The organism is Bifidobacterium sp. A11 (genome assembly GCF_000499185.1).
GTDB classification, from domain to species: Bacteria; Actinomycetota; Actinomycetes; order Actinomycetales; family Bifidobacteriaceae; genus Bombiscardovia; species Bombiscardovia mizhiensis.
In genome coordinates this window covers 62,711-79,816 of sequence record NZ_AWUO01000005.1, presented here as the reverse complement: position 1 = coordinate 79,816, position 17,106 = coordinate 62,711, and the positions used below count along the sequence as shown (strand labels likewise).

Sequence of the window (17,106 nt, the reverse complement as noted above, 5' to 3'; positions counted from 1 at the left end):
TGTCCTGTCTCTGATCTTGTAACTGCTCTGAAGTTTGCCTTTTAGCGGGATGCCCGTCTGGCGGGCATCCCTGTGACTGGTGGTTCAGCGGTACTCCGGCTCGGGAGCTGACTGGTCGGCCTTGGCGGCGGCGTCCGGGCGGGCGCCGATGTTGAAGCCCAGGTCGTCGGAGGCGGCGTTGGGGTCGTCGTCCTCGTCCTTCATCTCGATCACGTTGCCTTCGGCGTTGAGCACCTCCACGTTCAGGGAGAGCGACTGCATCTCCTTGAGGAGCACCTTGAAGGACTCCGGGATGCCTGCCGCCGGGAGGTTCTCGCCACGCACGATGGCGCCATAGGCCCGCACACGACCATCCACGTCATCGGACTTGGTGGTCATCATCTCGTGCAGGGTGTAGGCGGCACCGTAGGCCTCCAGGGCCCAGACCTCCATCTCGCCGAAGCGCTGGCCGCCGAACTGGGCCTTACCGCCCAGGGGCTGCTGGGTGATCATGGAGTAGGGGCCGGTGGACCGGGCGTGGATCTTGTCGTCCACCAGGTGGTGGAGCTTGAGCATGTACATGTAGCCCACGGAAATCGGCTTGGTGAAGGGCTCACCGGTGCGGCCGTCGTAGAGCACGGCCTTGCCATCGTCGCCGACCAGGCGCTCACCGTCACGGTTGGGCAGGGTGGTCTTGAGCAGACCGTTCAGAGCATCCTGACGCACACCGTCGAAGACCGGGGTGGCCACAGCGGTGCCGGGCTCGGCCTTCTCGGCTCCTGCCGGGATGTGCTTCTTCCACTCGGCCTCCAGGTTGGGATCCAGGCTGATGTCCCAGCCGGAGTGGGCGATCCACCCCAGGTGGAGCTCCAGAACCTGGCCCAGGTTCATACGTGAGGGCACGCCCAGAGGATTGAGCATGATGTCGATGGGGGTGCCATCGGCCATGAAGGGCATATCCTCCTCGGGCAGGATCCTCGAGATGACACCCTTGTTGCCGTGGCGGCCGGAGAGCTTGTCGCCCTGGGTGATCTTGCGGTGCTGGGCGATGTAGACCCGGATCATCCGGTTGACGCCGTTGGGCAGCTCGTCGCCGTCCTCCTCGGCATCCTCGCGGGTGACCTCCTTGACCTCGATGACCGTGCCGGTCTCGCCGTGGGGCACCCTGAGGCTGGTGTCACGCACCTCGCGGCTCTTCTCGCCGAAGATGGCCCGCAGGAGTCGCTCCTCGGGGGTCAGCTCGGTCTCGCCCTTGGGGGTGACCTTGCCGACCAGGATGTCGCCGGCCTCGACCTCGGCACCGATGCGGATGATGCCGCGCTCGTCCAGGTTGGCCACTGCATCCTCACCTACGTTGGGCAGATCCCGGGTGATCTCCTCGGCGCCCAGCTTGGTCTCGCGGGCGTCGGTCTCGTACTCCTCGATGTGGATGGAGCTCAGGGTGTCGTCCTGGACCAGACGCTGGGAGATGATGACGGCGTCCTCGTAGTTGTAGCCGTTCCAAGGCATGAAGGCCACCAGGAGGTTCTTGCCCAGGGCCATCTCGCCCTTCTGGGTGGCGGGGCCATCGGCCAGGACCGTGCCGGCCTCGACCCGCTCCCCATCCTTGATCAGGGGAACCTGGTTGTAGCAGGTGGTCTGGTTGGACCGCTGGAACTTGGCCAGCTTGTAGGAGGACTGGGTGCCGTCGTCATTCATGACGCGGATGATGTCGGCGGAGACGTAGGTGACCACGCCCGGCTTCTCGGCCAGGATGACGTCACCGGAATCGATGGCGGACCGCCACTCGGAACCGGTACCCACCAGAGGCCGCTCGGACTTGACCAGGGGGACGGCCTGACGCTGCATGTTGGTGCCCATCAGCGCTCGGTGGCCCTCGTCGTGCTCCAGGAAGGGGATCAGGGAGGCGCCCACGGAAACCATCTGCCGGGGGGAGACATCCATCAGATCCACCTGGGAGACGGGCACATCCTTGGCCTCGGCCTCGGCATCACGGACCAGGGCCTCGTCCTCGACGAAGTGTCCGGTCTCGTCGATCTCCTGGTTGGCCTGGGCGATGGTGTGCTCGGACTCCTGGTCGGCGGTCATGTAGACCACGTCGTCGGTCACCTGGCCATCAATGACCTTGCGGTAGGGGGTCTCGATGAAGCCGAAGGGGTTGACGCGGGCGAAGGTGGCCAGAGAGCCGATCAGACCGATGTTGGGACCTTCAGGGGACTCGATGGGGCACATGCGTCCGTAGTGGGAGGGGTGCACATCGCGCACCTCCATGGAGGCACGGTCGCGGGACAGGCCGCCGGGGCCCAGGGCCGAAAGACGACGCTTGTTGGTCACGCCGGCCAGCGGGTTGTTCTGATCCATGAACTGGCTCAGCTGGGAGGTTCCGAAGAACTCCTTGATGGTGGCGTTGACCGGGCGGATGTTGATCAGGGACTGCGGGGTGATGGCCTCGGCGTCCTGGGTGGTCATCCTCTCGCGGACCACACGCTCCATACGGCTCAGGCCGGTGCGCAGCTGGTTCTGGATCAGCTCGCCCACCTGGCGGATGCGGCGGTTGCCGAAGTGGTCGATGTCGTCCACGTCCACCCGCAGCTCGATGTCCTGGCCGTCGCGGCGGCCGGGGAAGGTCTGCCCGCCGGCATGCAGGGTCACCAGGTACTTCAGGGTGGCGATGATGTCCTCGGGATGCAGGCTGCGGTCGTTGAAATCGGCCTCAAGGCCCAGCTTGCGGTTGATCTTGTAACGACCGACCCGGGCCAGGTCGTAGCGCTTGGTGTTGAAGTAGAAGGAGTCCAGCAGGTTGCGGCCGGCCTCGGGAGAGGCGGTGTCCGCAGGCCGGATCTTGCGGTAGAGGTCGGTCAGGGCCTCGTCCTGGGTCTCGATGGTCTCCTTCTCCAGGGCATCCAGCACCAGCGGGTAGCCCTTGAAGGCCTTGCGGATCTGCGGCTTGGTCATGCCGATGGCCATGAGGAAGACGATGGCGGACTGCTTGCGCTTGCGGTCCACGCGCACGCCCAGCACATCGCGCTTGTCGATCTCGAACTCCAGCCAGGCGCCCCGGCTGGGGATGATCTTGGCCCCGAAAATCTCCTTGTCGGAGTTGCGGTCCTGGGTGCGGTCGAAGTAGACACCCGGGGAGCGGACCAGCTGGGAGACGATGACGCGCTCCGAGCCCCCGATAATGAAGGTGCCGTGAGGGGTCTGCAGCGGGAAGTCGCCCATGAAGACGGTCTGCGACTTGATCTCGCCGGTGTCCCCGTTTTCGAACTCGGCGTTCACATACAGAGGAGCCGAGTAGGTGTAGTCCTTCTCCTTGCACTCCTGAACCGTGTGCCGGGGCTCCTCGAAGTAGGGATCCGAGAAGGTCAGGCTCATGGTCTGGGCGAAGTTCTCAATGGGAGAGATCTCCTGGAAGACCTCATCCAGGCCGGAGACGGGGGCCACGGTATGGGTCCCGTTGACCTGATCCTCCTCGACCCGCTTCTTCCAGCGGTCGTTGCCGACCAGCCAGTCGAAGCTATCGGTCTGCACACCCAGGAGGTAGGGCACCTCGATGGGTTCGCGGATGGATCCGAAGTTGACACGGTCGGTGGCCTTGTGCAGTTTGATGTCGTGTTCGTCAGCGCGTGCCTGCGTAGTGGTGGTACTTCTTACAGCTTTATTGGCAGCCAAAATGGACGTTCCTTATCGCTCGCCGTACTCGATCATTCCTGTTACCCCAGGGAGATGCCGAATGGCCGCCATATGCCTATTCGCGGGCATCTCCTCGATGATGCATGCCCGCTATATGACACACCTCATGCAAAGACAAAACTATAGCAGACAATAACCATGAACGCAATCGGCGTGTCGTTTTTGGAAAGCTGCTATTGGACCATGACCGGCACTGGCTGGGAAACCACTCGGGGATTGGCCTTGAGGACCAGTTTGGCCTGGTAGGAACCGGCATTGACGCGGGGCAGCTGATCGTCGGGCAGGCAGCTGTCCTGGCTGCTGTCAGCATTCCAGGTGATGGTCTGCACATCCTTGTCGCCGGTTGCCATGAGCAGGGTGCGAGCCCCAACCGGACAGGCGTCGGAACGCCAGATGGTCTCCTCGCCGCTGGTGATAATCAGCACCCGGCCGCCGTCGGAGCCGTCCACCAAGCAGGAGCCTGTTCCCTTGTGACGAATGGTCGCCGTAAAATCGATGGATCCGCCGACCCCGGTACTGGGATCGGGCGCAGCCAGTTCCAAGGCCAAGTCCTCCTTGCCGCAGTCAGGAGCTCCTGAGGAACGCTTCTTGCCGGAATCCTTCTTCTGCTTGTCTTTGTCCTTGGACTTTGTCTTTGAGCTCTGCTGGACACTGGTCGAGGTTCCCTGGGCCCCATTGCCTCCACGCAGTGCTCGGATGCCTGCCCCCACGCCCCAGACCAGACCAGCGCAGACCAGCAGGAAGAGCACCGCCAGCAGGGCGGCAGCAATCCTCCGGCGACGGTACATCCGCCGCTTCTTCTCGCTCATGCGTCGCTTGGCCATACTTCTCCAGTCTAATCGTCAGGGCGGCCTTCACTGCGGCAGACTCAAGCGGCCGTCCTGGCCGATCTCCAGAAGGCCGTCCTCGTCCAGGGAGGCGATACACCGATCAAGTCGGATTTCGTCGTCGCACAGGGATTTCAGGTCCTTCCTGGAGACGGGCGCGCCCGAAGCCTGCCGCAGCGCCTGGAGGATGGATCCGCGAATCTGCCGATCGGTGCCTGCGAAGCGCTGCCGGGGCCTGGTTCTGCCTGTACCCAGACCGGGCAGACCAGCCTTGAGGAAACGGCAGTGGCCGGCCAGAGGACAGATGTCACAAGCCGGCTTGCGGGCCACACAGACCGTGGCGCCCAGCTCCATAACGGCCTGATTCCATCGGGCCGAGGGCGGCTCCCGCCAGGCTGCCGACCGGATCTGCGGGTCAGCCGTTCCCAAGCTGTCGTCACCGTTCACGTGATGATCAGAAACTTCTGAATCTTCGTCCTCAGGCAGGACCTGCCAGGCCAGCTGGCGCTCCTCTCGGCTGGCAGCACCCCCTTTGGATTCACGTCCCAGAAAGACCCTGGAGAGCACCCTGCGAATGTTGGTATCGATGACGGCGATCCTCTCGCCGTAGGCAAAGCTCATGACAGCGCTGGCCGTATAGTCGCCGATGCCAGGCAGGGCCACCAGCTGGTCGTAATCCTGGGGCAGCCGGTCTGCGTACTGACTGGCCACCTGCCGCGCGCACTCCTGCAGGCGCAGTGCTCGGCGCGGGTAACCCAACCTGCCCCAGGCCGTAATGACTTCAGCCTTGGGGGCGGCGGCCAGTGAGGCCGCATCCGGCCAGACTTTCATCCAGGCCGTCCAGTAGGGCACCACCCGACTCATCTGGGTCTGTTGGCTCATGACCTCGGAGACCAGGACCCCCCAGGGCGTGGTTCGCCCGAAGCGCCAGGGCAGGTCGCGGGCATATCGGCTCCACCAGTCAAACAGCCGCAGACGGATGGGCTCCGTCTCCGCCAGGGTCGTCTCCGCACGCTCCATGGGTCACACCGCCCTTCACCATCCGATTCCGCCTCATTCAACCGCCGTATTCTGCCCGACGGTGCCGACCGGCACTGCCTGGCCTGTCGTTTGGCGACGGTAGGTTGGCCTCATGAACAGGCAGGAACAGGAGCGGTCCGGCGACCCCTCGAAGGCCGTCGAAAGCATGTACGAGTACGGATACCGCAAATCGAACTATGGTCCCGACGAGCTGGTCACCGATGCCCACGGCAACCCCATATCGGTAGTGGATGCCATGATGAAGGCCGATCAGGCCAGCCGTGTCAAGACCTCTACGCCCCACCTGTGCTACTACTCGCCGCGGATCCCCGGCAACACCGGCTCGGCCATCCGCCTATGCGCCGTGACCGGCACCATCCTGCACCTGATAGAGCCCCTGGGCTTCAACCTCAAAGATACTAAGCTGCGCCGGGCCGGCCTGGACTACCATGACATGGCCCACGTGGTCCTGCACCCGGACTTCGACGACCTGGTCCGCTCCATGCCCGACAGCCGAATCATCGCCTTCACCGCCCACGCCGACAAGCTCTACACCGAGGTCAGCTACCGGCCGGACGACATCCTCCTGTTCGGCCCCGAACCGGGTGACATCCCCGACCCCATGGAGATCATGGCCGGTCCTCACGTGGCCGAACAGGTCAGGCTGCCCATGCGGCCCAGCCTGCGCAGCCTGAACCTGACCAACTGCGCCTCCATCGCCATCTACGAGGCCTGGCGGCAACTGGGATTCCAAGGTGGTCGCTGAACCCCGCGAGCGCACTCAGTTCTTAAAGCTGTGAATGGGCGCTGGGATGTGTCCGCCTCGATTGACGAAGTCCGCGCAGGAACGGGTATTGACGGGCACGACCGGCCCGCCGCCCATGAGCCCGCCGAACTCGGCCCACTCGCCCACCTGCTTGCCGATGACAGGAATGACCCTGACTGCGGTGGTCTTCTGATTGATCATGCCGATGGCCGCCTCGTCGGCGATCAGGCCCGAGATGGACTCCGCAGAGGTGCCGCCGGGGATGGGGATCATGTCCAACCCCACCGAGCAGACGCAGGTCATGGCCTCAAGCTTCTCCAGGGTCAGGCTCCCCTCTTGTGCAGCCTGGATCATGGCGGCGTCCTCCGACACGGGAATGAAGGCCCCGGACAGCCCGCCGACCGAGCTGGAAGCCATGATGCCGCCCTTCTTGACCTGATCGTTGAGGATGGCCAGGGCCGCAGTAGTCCCGGGGGCACCCACCTGCTCCAGGCCCATGGTCTGCAGGACCTCCCCCACTGAGTCTCCGACCGCCGGGGTGGGCGCCAGGGACAGGTCGATGATCCCGAAGGGCACATCCAGGCGGCGGCTGGCCTCCTGAGCCACCAGCTGCCCCACGCGGGTGATCTTGAAGGCCGTACGTTTGATGGTCTCACAGAGCTGCCCGAAGTCTGCTCCCTTGGCTGATTCAAGGGCAGTCTTGACCACGCCGGGCCCGGAGACCCCCACGTTGATGACGGCCGACCCCTGGCTGACCCCGTGGAAGCCGCCGGCCATGAAGGGGTTGTCGTCCGGAGCGTTGCAGAAGACCACGAGCTTGGTGCAGCCGGAGCTGTCTGAGTCGGCGGTGCTCTCGGCAGTGGCCTTGACGACCCGGCCCATCAGGGCCACGGCATCCATATCGATGCCTGTTCTGGTGGAACCCACGTTGACGCTGGCGCAGACCCGTTCCGTCTGGCTCAGCGCCCTAGGCAGGGACTTGATCAGCAGCCGCTCGGCCGGAGTCATGCCCTTGCCGACCAGGGCCGAATAGCCGCCGATCAGGTTGACCCCGACCTCCTGGGCCGAACGATCCAGGGCCTTGGCCACGGCTACATAGTCTTCCACCGTGTGGCAGGCGCCGGCGGCCACCAGGGAGATAGGAGTGACGGTGATGCGCTTGTTGACGATGGGAATACCGTACTCGCGGGCGATGGCATCGCCTGTGGACACCAGATCGCCGGCCAGAGAGACGATCTTGCGATGGATGTTCCGACAGAGCATGTCCACATCACCGCTCACACAATCCAGCAGGCTGATGCCCATGGTGATGGTGCGCACGTCCAGGCGCTCCCGGTCGATCATGTCGTTGGTCTCCAGGACCTCGTCGCGTGTGATCATGGCCACCTCCTCAGACCCGGTGCATCCTGGTGAAGATCTCCTCGCGCTGGCAGCGGATGGAGACCCCGATCTCTTCTCCCAGGGATTCCATCCGCTGGCTCAGCGCGTCGAAATCATCCTTACAGGCGGTGCAGTCCACGATCATCATCATGGTGAAGAAGCCGTCCAGAATGGTCTGCGAAATATCCAGCACATTGACACCCTGCTGGGAGAGGTCTGTGCAGACCTTGCCGATGATGCCGATGGCATCCTTGCCCACCACCGTGATGATCGCCTTGTCCATGACCGTCCTCCTCATCCACCTCGCCCTTGACTGGACCCCTGAAAACCGGGACCCCGCTCCCCTAGCTTAGAGGAGCGCCGGGAGAAGCGGGGTCGTAGAGGTCTGCAGTCTGAATTCAGGATTCTCGCGCGGCCGCCGATGATGGCAGGGCGATCAGGGCTCTGGGGGCCTTGAATCCCTTGGAGGCGAATCGTTCGGCTATCTCACGGGCAAGATCGGAGCCCTTGCCGGCATCAGCCAGGGCGATGATGGATCCGCCGAACCCGCCGCCAGTCATGCGAGCCCCATAGGCCCCGCCCTGACGTGCCGCATCCACGGCCTCATCCAGCTCCGGGCAGGTGACCTCGTAGTCGTCCCTCAGGGAGTCATGGGAGGCGTTGAACAGGCGGCCGGCCAGGACGTAATCGCCCCTACCGAAGGCCTCGATAAAGCGGTCCACCCGTCCTATCTCGCTGACCACGTGGCGTACCCGCCGACGCATGGTCTCATCGGGCAGCTGCTCCAGCAGGGCAACCAGGGCGGATGGGGGATCAGCAGCGCCATTGACCTGGTCTGCCACCTGTCGCAGGTTGGCCACTCCCAGCAGATGCGCAGCCTGCTCACAGGTGGCCCGTCGCTGATCGTATTGGCCATCGTTGAGCTGGTGCTGGGCCCTGGTGTCGACCACCAGCAGCTCCAGACCTGCAGCCTCCAGGTCGAAGGGGACCTGGCGCACATTGCTCATGGCATCCAGCTCTGGCCGGCAGTCCAGCCGCAGGGCGCAACCGGATCGACACCGCATGGAGGCGCTCTGATCCATGCCACCAGTGGAGGCTCCGGCCATATCGTTCTCCGACGTAATGGCAGCCTGGACCAGCCTGACCCGGCCAGCCTCGTCGCCGCCCAGTCCCAGATCGAACAGGTCATCCAGGGCCAGTGCCACGGCACAGGTCATGGCCGCCGAAGAGCTCAACCCGGACCCCACGGGCACGCAGGAGGCTAGGGCCAGGTCGAACCCTCGAACCTGAGGGAAGCCGTCCCGCTGCAGGGCCCATGCCACCCCGACCCGGATAGGCCGCCCATCCGCTCACTCCCCGAGCCTGAAGACCATCCAGATCAGTCTGGACCGGATGCTCCGGATCCATGGTGGAGACCAGACGGACCCGGCTGTCCGTCCTGGGGCTGACGGCCACATAGGTACGAGTGGGCAGGGCGATGGGCAGGCAGAGCCCGGCGTTGTAATCTGTGTGTTCACCGATTAGATTGACCCGGCCGGGGGCGCTCCAGACACCCTGAGGATCCTCCCCATAGACCTTTTGGAAGAGCTCCCGGGCCTTGGTGGCACCTTGGCCGTCGGCGCCCTGGGTCCAGGCCTGCATGAATTCCACTGTCGTCGTCATTGATTCTCTCCATTCTCCAGATCCAGGGGCCCCAGCTGGCGGAAACGGTCGGCGATCCGCTCAGGGGTGGTGTCCGACACCCAGGCAGCCATGCCTGACTCGGATCCGGCAAGATACTTGATTTTGTCCACGGCCCGACGGAAGGAGAAGAACTGCAGGTTGAGCCGGTAGTCCTCCCGCCGCGGATCGTGCAGCGGTGCCTGGTGCCAGGCGGCGATGTAGGGCAGATCCATCCCCCTGCCGTCGCCCTTGTCGAAGAAGGCGTTGCCCCGCTTGAGCAGGGTGGAATACATGACGGCCAGGTCCCAGCGCTCCTGGTCGTTGAGCTGGTCCAGGCTCAGGATCCCGTCGCGGACGGGGGCCACGTGGACTTCCAGGGGCCAGCGGGCGGCGGCAGGCACATAGGCCACCCAGGTGGCGTTGCGGAAGACCACCCGCCGTCCGGAGTCCAGCTCAGCCTTAAGGATGTCCGCCAGAAGGTTGCCGCCGGTGCGCTCCCGGTAGTCGGCGCACTGCCTCAACTCCTGCTCCAGCCTGGGGGCGATGAAGGGATAGCAGTAAATCTGTCCGTGGGGGTGGGCCAGGGAGACGCCGATCTCCTGGCCGTGGTTCTCGAAGGGGAAGATCTGTTCGATGCCCTCCATGGCCGAGATCTCAGCAGTCCGGAAGGCCCAGGCCTCCACCACCGTCCGCAGACGGGAAACCGGCAGATCGGCAGGCAACGCGTGCTCATCAGGGTCGAAGCAGACCACCTCGCAGCGCCCGTTGGCCTCGCGCACCGGCCAGAGGGGGTTGCCGTCCACCAGGGAGGGCTGGTCAGCCGCCTGGGTATTGGGCACCTGCATCATGGAGGGGAAGCGATTCTCGAAGACCGCCACGTTGTAGTCCACATCGGGGATCTCCCCATCCTGGTAGGGGTCCCCGGGCTTTCTGGCTGCCAGGGGGTTGCCCTTGGCGGTGGCCTGCGGACCGGCGGTGATGGGCCGGTTCATCCGGGCCGTGGCCATGGGAATCCAGTCGCCGGTCAGAGGGTCCCGACGCATCTGCGGCGGCTGGAAGGGCACCGTTCTGCCCTCCTGATCCTGATGGGGGGCGAACCGGTCGGTCAGCGGACGGGGATCGTCCAGACGCCTGGTCCTGCGGCCGGAGACATATTCAGGATCATCGTCCAGGTAGAAGAACCGGCGCCCGTCGGCCAGCCTGGTGGGGGTGATGCGGATGTGCTCCCTGGCATACTCGCCGGGAACATACCGCTGAGGGACATACTGCTCTGACTTCATGCTGCTCCTTCATCGTCCGTGATGATTGACAATCCATGGCAACCAGCTATGGCAACCCGCGCACTCCAGTGTGACCGGCCGCTCATTGAGCCTGATCCTCAGACCCATCGGTGGGTTGAGCCTGGCCTTCCTCGGGATTGACCGGCACCAACACCAGCCGCTTGACCAGGGAGCGGGTGGCCTCGGCCGACTCCTGGTCCAGCTGGTCGTCGGTGATGACAGTGTCCACCTGGTCGAAGGAGGCGAACAGGGACAGGGAGGTGCAGCTCCACTTGGTATGGTCGGTCAGGATGATGGTCCGGTCGGCGATGTCCATCAGCGCCATATCGGTGGCCGCCTCCAGGGAATTGGGCATCAGGAAGCCGCGTGGGATGGAGACCGAGTGGGTCCCCAGAAAGACCGTGTTGACCCGCAGGGAGGCGATGACCTTATCCGCAATGGGGCCTACCAGGGAGTTGGACCGGGTGATGACGCCGCCGGTGACGATGACCTCGACGTCCTTGCTCTCCATGGCCTGAACCAGCTCGGCCACGGGGATGGAATTGGTCAGCAGGGTCACGCCAGCGCACTGACGGCTCTCCAGGAGGTGCTGGGCGAAGACATAGGCCGTGGTTCCGCCGCCGATGGCGATGACATCGCCCGGGGAGACATAGTCGATGGCATGACGGGCGATGGTGTCCTTGAGGCCCATGTCCATCTGCGACTTGACCGAGAAGAGCGGCTCAGCCAGCAGCGAGCTGGTGGTGACGGCCCCTCCGTGGACCCTCTTGAGCAGGCCCTTGTCCGCCAGGTCGGCAATGTCCCGACGGATGGTCATGGCGGAAACGCCCAACTCCTTGGAGAGGGCGGTGATACGGACTGCGCCACGAGTACGCAACCGGTTCAATATCAGGTGTTGGCGTTGTGACGATATCATTCGAACATTATCGCACACATTCGCCCAAATTGGCAAGCCGACCATTGGACTGTGGTCGCGGTCCAAAAACAGGGGCGAACAATCGATGTTTCTTCGATACCCCGACCATTCTTCCATATGCCAGAGGCCTGCCGCGGCTATTGCAGCAATCTGTCAACCAAGGCACATTCTGTCTTCAAGTCGCCCACAAGGGCCTGCTGGGTCGCCTGAGAAAGCGAACACGATGGTGATGCAATGTCAGTTTCGATGGGTCAACCGTTCAAGTCCCCACAGGGTCACCTGTACCATGGCCTCCAGTACGATCCCGGCATCCATCTTCGAGCTGCCGCGAACCCGCTCCACGAAGACTATAGGCACTTCGACGACGCTCAGACCCATGGCCTGGACCCGACGCAGCATATCCACCTGGAAGACGTAGCCGCTGGAGCGGACCCTTCGCAGGTCGATCCGCCTGAGTACATCCGCTCGATAGACCCGTAGGCCGGCGGTCATGTCACGCACTGAGGATCCCAGGGCGGTGCGGGCATACCAGGATCCCATACGCGAGATCAGGTCCCGATACCAGGGCCAATGTTGGGTGCGGCCTCCGCGCACCCGGCGCGAGCCGATGACCAGATCCGGATGCGCCTCGCCTCGGGCCACCGCCAGCATCCTGGCCAGATCCTGGGGTCGATGGGAGCCATCCATGTCCATCTCGCAGATCAGGCCATAGCCATGCCCCAAAGCCCAGCGGAAACCCTGCACGTAGGCAGGGCCCAACCCGCGGCGGTCATGCCGATGGATGACGTGCACGCGAGGGTCGCGCTTAGCCATGTCCTCGGCCTTGGCGCCGGTGCCGTCCGGCGAGTTGTCGTCGACGACCAGAACATCGACTTCCGGGCAGCAGGCCAGCAGCTGTGGAAGGGTCACTCCGATATTGTCAGCCTCTTGATACGTAGGCATGACCACAACGGTCCCTGCTCCACCACGAACAGCGTCCATGGCCGCTCTCAGCGTGCGATGCCGTAGGCCCCGCGCCGGTAAGGCTCAGGGTAGGGGGCCTGTTGAGCGGACAGCCCCAGTTTGTAGGCGGCCCTGAGCGGCCAGTAGGGGTCGCGCAGACTGGCTCGACCGATCTCGACCGCATCGGCCAGACCCTTGCGTACGATCCGGTCAGCCTGCCTGGGCTTGGTGATCAGCCCCACCGCTGTGGTGGGAATCAGCACCTGGCTGCGCACCTGGTAGGAGAAGGGCACCTGGTAGTTGGGAGCGGCTGGGATCTTCACGCCTGGCACCAGACCCCCGGTGGAAACGTCAATCAGATCCACCCCGTGCAGCTTGAGCACCTTGGCGGTGCGGATGGTCTCGTCCAGACCCCATCCGCCAGTGGCCCAGTCGGTGGCGGACATGCGCACCAGCAGGGGCATGCCCGAGGGAATGACCTCGCGCACGGCATCGGTCACCTGGATCAGCAGGCGCATTCTGCCGGACAGGTCACCCCCGTACTCGTCGCTGCGTCGGTTGATCAGGGGATCCAGGAATTGTGAGAGCAGGTAGCCGTGGGCGGCGTGCAGCTCCACTCCCAGGAAGCCGGCTTGAACGGCTCGCACGGCAGCGGAACGGAAGTCAGCCACGATGGAGGCTATCTGCGCCCGCGAGAGCTGAACCGGGACCGCCATCCTCCCGAAGGCGATGGGGCTGGGGCCCACGGGCTGCCATCCTCCTTCGGCCACGGGCACGGTGGCGTTGATATAGCCCATGGAGGAGCACCCGGAGGAACCCTTGCGCCCCGAATGGTTGAGTTGGACGATGGGGACGGCTCCAGCGGCCTTGACATCCCGGACGATGCCCTGCCAGGCCCTGGTCTGCTCGTCATCCCATAGCCCCACATCGCAGGGAGAGATCCGCCCCTGGGGATTTACAGCCGTGGCCTCCCCGATGACGACCCCGAAGCCGCCCAGGGCCCTGGATACATAGTGCTGATAGTGGAAGTTGGTAGGAACCCCGTCATGCCGCAGGGACGAATAGGTGTCCATGGGCGGCATCCAGATCCTATTGCGGATGTGCTGGTCGCGCAGTTCCATGGGCTGGAAGAGCGCAGGCAGGGCCGTCTCCCGCCTTTTTCCTGATTTTGATTTCCTGGCCTTTTTGACTCTTTTGGCCTTCTTGTCCTTCTTGGACGATTTGATCCCCTTGGCAGCCTTGCCAGTCTTCTTCTTGCCCTCGGCGGCATCCGGCTCAAAGGGCCAGATCGGTTTGGAAACATCCAACCTGCCGGAGCCGCTTACCGGCCCCGGCATCACCTGATCCTCATGAACCCGGCCGTCGGCCCGAGGGGCCTTGTCATCCAGCTCTGAATATTCCTGGACCATCTGTTCCTGCCTCTCCCGGCGGACGGCCGTACCCCTCGTGGTCCCGCCCGTCGACGAATCCCTAATGGTCTCCATTGTAAGCACAGCCTCGCTCGGGTCCCAGCCGGAACCCATCAAGCGGATCAGGCCAGGTACTAGTCAGCCGCTTGCACGCTCTGAGTCGCTTCCGAAGCGAGCTCCTGGCTCTCCGGCTCCTGCACGCCTACACCACGGGTCATCTGACGCTGCTGCATCGGAGCCGACTGCTGAGGCTGGACCCCGCCGGTAAAGCGAGCGTCGGGGTTGCCGTAGGAATTATCGGGCTGAATGTTGGCAGCGGCCAGGTAGGTGTTCATGAACTCCTTCCATGCCGGGGTGGCGATGTACATGCCGTACCAAGTGCCCATGGACCGTCCGTTGATGACCTTGCCATTGAAGGAGACCTGGCCCTCAGCATTGCCCACAGTGACGAAGGAGGCCACCTGGGGCACGAATCCGCCGGTCAGCATGTACTTGTCCTCATGGGTGCCCGTCTTGGCGAAGGTCTTGCGGCCCCCGTCCAGTTGGGTCACGGCCGCCTCGCCTCCGGGCTGGACCACGCCCTGGTTGAGGGCATAGGCGGTGGTCTCGGCGATGCCCGGGTCGATGGCCTGATGGCAGTTGGCCTTGGGCACCTTGATGGACCGCTTGTTCTTATCGATCACCTTGGTCATGGCGATAGGGCTGCAGGCCACGCCCTTGGCGGCGATGGTGGCGTAGACGTTGGCCATGGTCAGCGGGGAGGCCTGGACCGATCCGATGGTCATGGGCGGCTGGAAGCTGTTGTCTGAGTGGATGTCCATCTGGTCCTTGGGCGAATTGTGGTAGCCCATGTCCTTGGCTGTGTCCGCTATGCTGCACAGGCCAATCTGCTGGGCCATGGAGGCCTGGGTGGTATTGTGCGAGCGGATCAGGCCCTGGAGGGGACTCTCCGGCGAAGTGGTGCCGCCGCCCGAGTTCTCAACGTGCCAGCTGCCAGTGCCGAATCCGTAGGAGGTACCGTCAGCCGTCTTGCAGGCGAAGGCGGTCTGCGGATAGCTGGTAGAGGTGCGCAGGGGCTGATTGATGGACTTGCCGGCCTTCATCCAGGCCACCAGATTGATGGGTTTCCAGGTGGAGCCCACGGGGAAACCCCAGCCGCCGCCGTCCTGCTGGTCCACTGCATAGTTGATGGCCGTGCGGGTGCCACCGCCGGAGTTCTGGGTGGCATCGTAAATGCGGTTGATGCCGAAGCCCAAAACCTCGCCGGTACCCGGGCGAATGGCCGCCATCGTGACTTCGAAGCCGGTCGGATCATCCACGGGGATGGTGTCCCGAGCCGCCTTCATGGCTGCGGCGTTGGCATTGACGTCCATGGTGGTGTAGATGTCCAAGCCGCCTTCCTTGAGGAGCTTGTTGCGATCCTCCTGGCTCTTGCCGAACTCCTTGGAGTTGAGGATCTGCTTGGTCACGTAGTCGCAGAAGAAGGCCGCGTCCCCGGCCGCCTGGCAGCCGGCGTCCGCAGACTGCACATGCAGCATCTGATCCAGCGGCTTGGCCTTGTTCTCCTCATACTGACGCTGGCTGATGTAGTTCTCCTGCCTCATCAGATCCAGGACGATGTTCCGCTGCTCCTGAGCGGCCTTGATATTGACGGTTGGGTCGAAGCGTGCGGGATTCTTGGTCACGGCGGCGATGGTGGCCGACTCGCCCGGATCCAGCTCCTTGGCCGACTTGCTGAAATAGCGCCTGGCCGCCGACTCAACCCCGTAGACGTTGGTTCCGAACTGGGCGATATTCAAGTACCCTTGAAGAATCTCGGCCTTGGAGTACTTCTTCTCCATCTGCACCGCTATCAGCATCTCCCGCATCTTGCGGGCTATGGTCTCCTCCTGGGCGTGGTACTCAGCGATGGGGTCGTTGTTTTCCTCGGCCTGGTTCATGAGCACGTTCTTGACGTACTGCTGGGTCAGGGAGGAACCACCTTGGGTGTCACCCTGCTTGATGTAGGTCTGGATGAAGGCCCTGAGCACGCCCTGGGTATCCACGCCCGCATGCTCGAAGAAACGACGGTCCTCACGGGCCACCACGGCCTTCTGCATGTAGTCAGAAACATCCTTGATGGGTACCACAATCCGGTTTTGCGCGTAGAAAGTGGCGATGACGGTATGCCCGTCGGAGGCGTAAAGGCGGGACTGCTGGGGCAGATCATTGACGTTGAAGTCGATGTTCTCCGTCTTCAGGGCAGGCATCAGATTCTTGGAGACGGCGTTGATGCCGAAGACTGCGGGGAACAGAAAACCAGAGACGACCACGCCACCTGCGACGCAGAAGATGAGGTAAGCCAGCAGCAGCGTGAAAAAGCGCCTGACCGACATGGATTTCTTTTGTTCGGGCATGGTCTCCATCCTAGGCCGTTGGCTCTACCGGACAGCGGCGTTCACATGCGTGAGCGTCGAATCAGCGGTCCTGGCTGGAAAATGATGATGGTACGGCCCTTGCGAGAGATCCATCCCCGGTTGGAGAAGTCCATCAGGGCCTTGTTGACGGTCTCCCGTGAGGCACCGACCAGCTGGGCCAGCTCCTCCTGAGTCAGATCGTAAGGGACCATCAGCCCCTGCTCGAAGGGTTCGCCGAAGCGCGTGGCCAGATCCAGCAGGGTCTTGGCCAGACGGGCCGGCACGTCCAGGAAGACCAGGTCGGAGATGCGCTCGTTGTCGGTCCGCAGGCGGTGGGCCAACACCTGAAGCATGTCCACAGCCACCTTGGGGTGCTGATTGAGCCAGTCAAAGAGAGCATCGTGATCCAGGGCAGCCACCTTGGTCTTGTTGACCATGACCACAGCCGAGGCGGTACGCGGCCCGCCGGAGGGGTCAAAGACGGGAATCTCGCCCAGGATCTCCCCACGTCCATGGATACTGAGCAGCTGGATGCGGCGGTCGGGCGACTGGCGAACCAGCTTGACCCTGCCCTCCTCCAGCAGATACATCCGGTGGTCGGTGTCCCCCTGCCGGAAGACCGTGGACCCCTTGGCATAAGTGGACTCGTGCATGGTGTCCAAAAGCTGGTCGGCATCCTGCCTGGGCACCTGTTTGAATAGGGCGGTCTGCCGGAGGGCGTTCCCGTCATCGGGAATCTCGTTGGGCTTGTGAACCGCCATACTCCGCACTCCTTTTCGCCATGTCTGGCGGGTCTGCACCGACTCACGCATGGTTGATGACCTCACGCCGGGTTC

At 63.7% G+C, this 17,106-nt stretch carries 12 protein-coding genes and 1 pseudogene; 1 reads left to right on the top strand and 12 read right to left on the bottom strand.

Translation table 11 applies throughout. The features are described from left to right. Positions 1 to 84: 84 nt before the first annotated feature. The 3 genes from rpoB to P273_RS0105470 all read right to left on the bottom strand — a co-directional run bounded on the left by rpoB (position 85) and on the right by P273_RS0105470 (position 5,519). Positions 85 to 3,651 carry a DNA-directed RNA polymerase subunit beta gene (rpoB, locus tag P273_RS0105480; RefSeq protein WP_024627468.1) on the bottom strand — a complete coding sequence of 1,189 codons (3,567 nt, stop codon included), beginning with the start codon at positions 3,649 to 3,651 and terminating at the stop codon, positions 85 to 87. Between the two features lie 194 nt (positions 3,652 to 3,845). Beyond that, positions 3,846 to 4,496, bottom strand: coding sequence for a hypothetical protein (locus P273_RS0105475; protein ID WP_051354142.1), 651 nt, complete (start codon positions 4,494 to 4,496; stop codon positions 3,846 to 3,848). A 30-nt stretch (positions 4,497 to 4,526) separates the two neighbouring features. Beyond that, positions 4,527 to 5,519 carry an A/G-specific adenine glycosylase gene (locus P273_RS0105470; RefSeq protein WP_024627466.1) on the bottom strand — a complete coding sequence of 331 codons (993 nt, stop codon included), beginning with the start codon at positions 5,517 to 5,519 and terminating at the stop codon, positions 4,527 to 4,529. Between the two features lie 112 nt (positions 5,520 to 5,631). Between P273_RS0105470 and P273_RS0105465 the strand changes: the two genes are divergently transcribed. Beyond that, positions 5,632 to 6,285: a tRNA (cytidine(34)-2'-O)-methyltransferase gene (locus tag P273_RS0105465; RefSeq protein ID WP_081709278.1), complete on the top strand. Its 654-nt coding sequence runs from the start codon at positions 5,632 to 5,634 to the stop codon at positions 6,283 to 6,285. A 15-nt stretch (positions 6,286 to 6,300) separates the two neighbouring features. On the opposite strand, the gene P273_RS0105460 is transcribed toward P273_RS0105465, so the two are convergent. From P273_RS0105460 to P273_RS0105420, 9 genes and pseudogenes are all read right to left on the bottom strand, one after another. Continuing rightward, positions 6,301 to 7,665, bottom strand: coding sequence for a PFL family protein (locus tag P273_RS0105460; RefSeq protein ID WP_024627464.1), 1,365 nt, complete (start codon positions 7,663 to 7,665; stop codon positions 6,301 to 6,303). Between the two features lie 10 nt (positions 7,666 to 7,675). Beyond that, the gene (locus P273_RS0105455) at positions 7,676 to 7,948 is read right to left on the bottom strand and encodes an ACT domain-containing protein (RefSeq protein WP_024627463.1); all 273 of its coding nucleotides are present in this window, start codon (positions 7,946 to 7,948) and stop codon (positions 7,676 to 7,678) included. 115 nt (positions 7,949 to 8,063) lie between these two features. After that, positions 8,064 to 9,306 (bottom strand): annotated as a pseudogene (gene galK, locus P273_RS09280) (galactokinase). Between the two features lie 17 nt (positions 9,307 to 9,323). After that, positions 9,324 to 10,607, bottom strand: a complete 1,284-nt coding sequence (galT, locus tag P273_RS0105445; RefSeq protein WP_024627462.1) for a galactose-1-phosphate uridylyltransferase — start codon at positions 10,605 to 10,607, stop codon at positions 9,324 to 9,326. An 82-nt stretch (positions 10,608 to 10,689) separates the two neighbouring features. Continuing rightward, positions 10,690 to 11,541, bottom strand: coding sequence for a DeoR/GlpR family DNA-binding transcription regulator (locus P273_RS0105440; RefSeq protein WP_081709277.1), 852 nt, complete (start codon positions 11,539 to 11,541; stop codon positions 10,690 to 10,692). Positions 11,542 to 11,760: 219 nt separating this feature from the next. Then, positions 11,761 to 12,465, bottom strand: coding sequence for a polyprenol monophosphomannose synthase (locus tag P273_RS0105435; RefSeq protein ID WP_253269581.1), 705 nt, complete (start codon positions 12,463 to 12,465; stop codon positions 11,761 to 11,763). 47 nt (positions 12,466 to 12,512) lie between these two features. Continuing rightward, entirely contained in the window at positions 12,513 to 13,874 is a 1,362-nt protein-coding gene (locus P273_RS0105430; RefSeq protein WP_024627460.1) for an NADH:flavin oxidoreductase/NADH oxidase, read from the bottom strand. A 134-nt stretch (positions 13,875 to 14,008) separates the two neighbouring features. Continuing rightward, positions 14,009 to 16,270, bottom strand: a complete 2,262-nt coding sequence (locus P273_RS0105425; RefSeq protein ID WP_024627459.1) for a transglycosylase domain-containing protein — start codon at positions 16,268 to 16,270, stop codon at positions 14,009 to 14,011. A 41-nt stretch (positions 16,271 to 16,311) separates the two neighbouring features. Continuing rightward, positions 16,312 to 17,031 carry a Crp/Fnr family transcriptional regulator gene (locus tag P273_RS0105420; protein WP_024627458.1) on the bottom strand — a complete coding sequence of 240 codons (720 nt, stop codon included), beginning with the start codon at positions 17,029 to 17,031 and terminating at the stop codon, positions 16,312 to 16,314. Between the last annotated feature and the right edge of the window lie 75 nt (positions 17,032 to 17,106).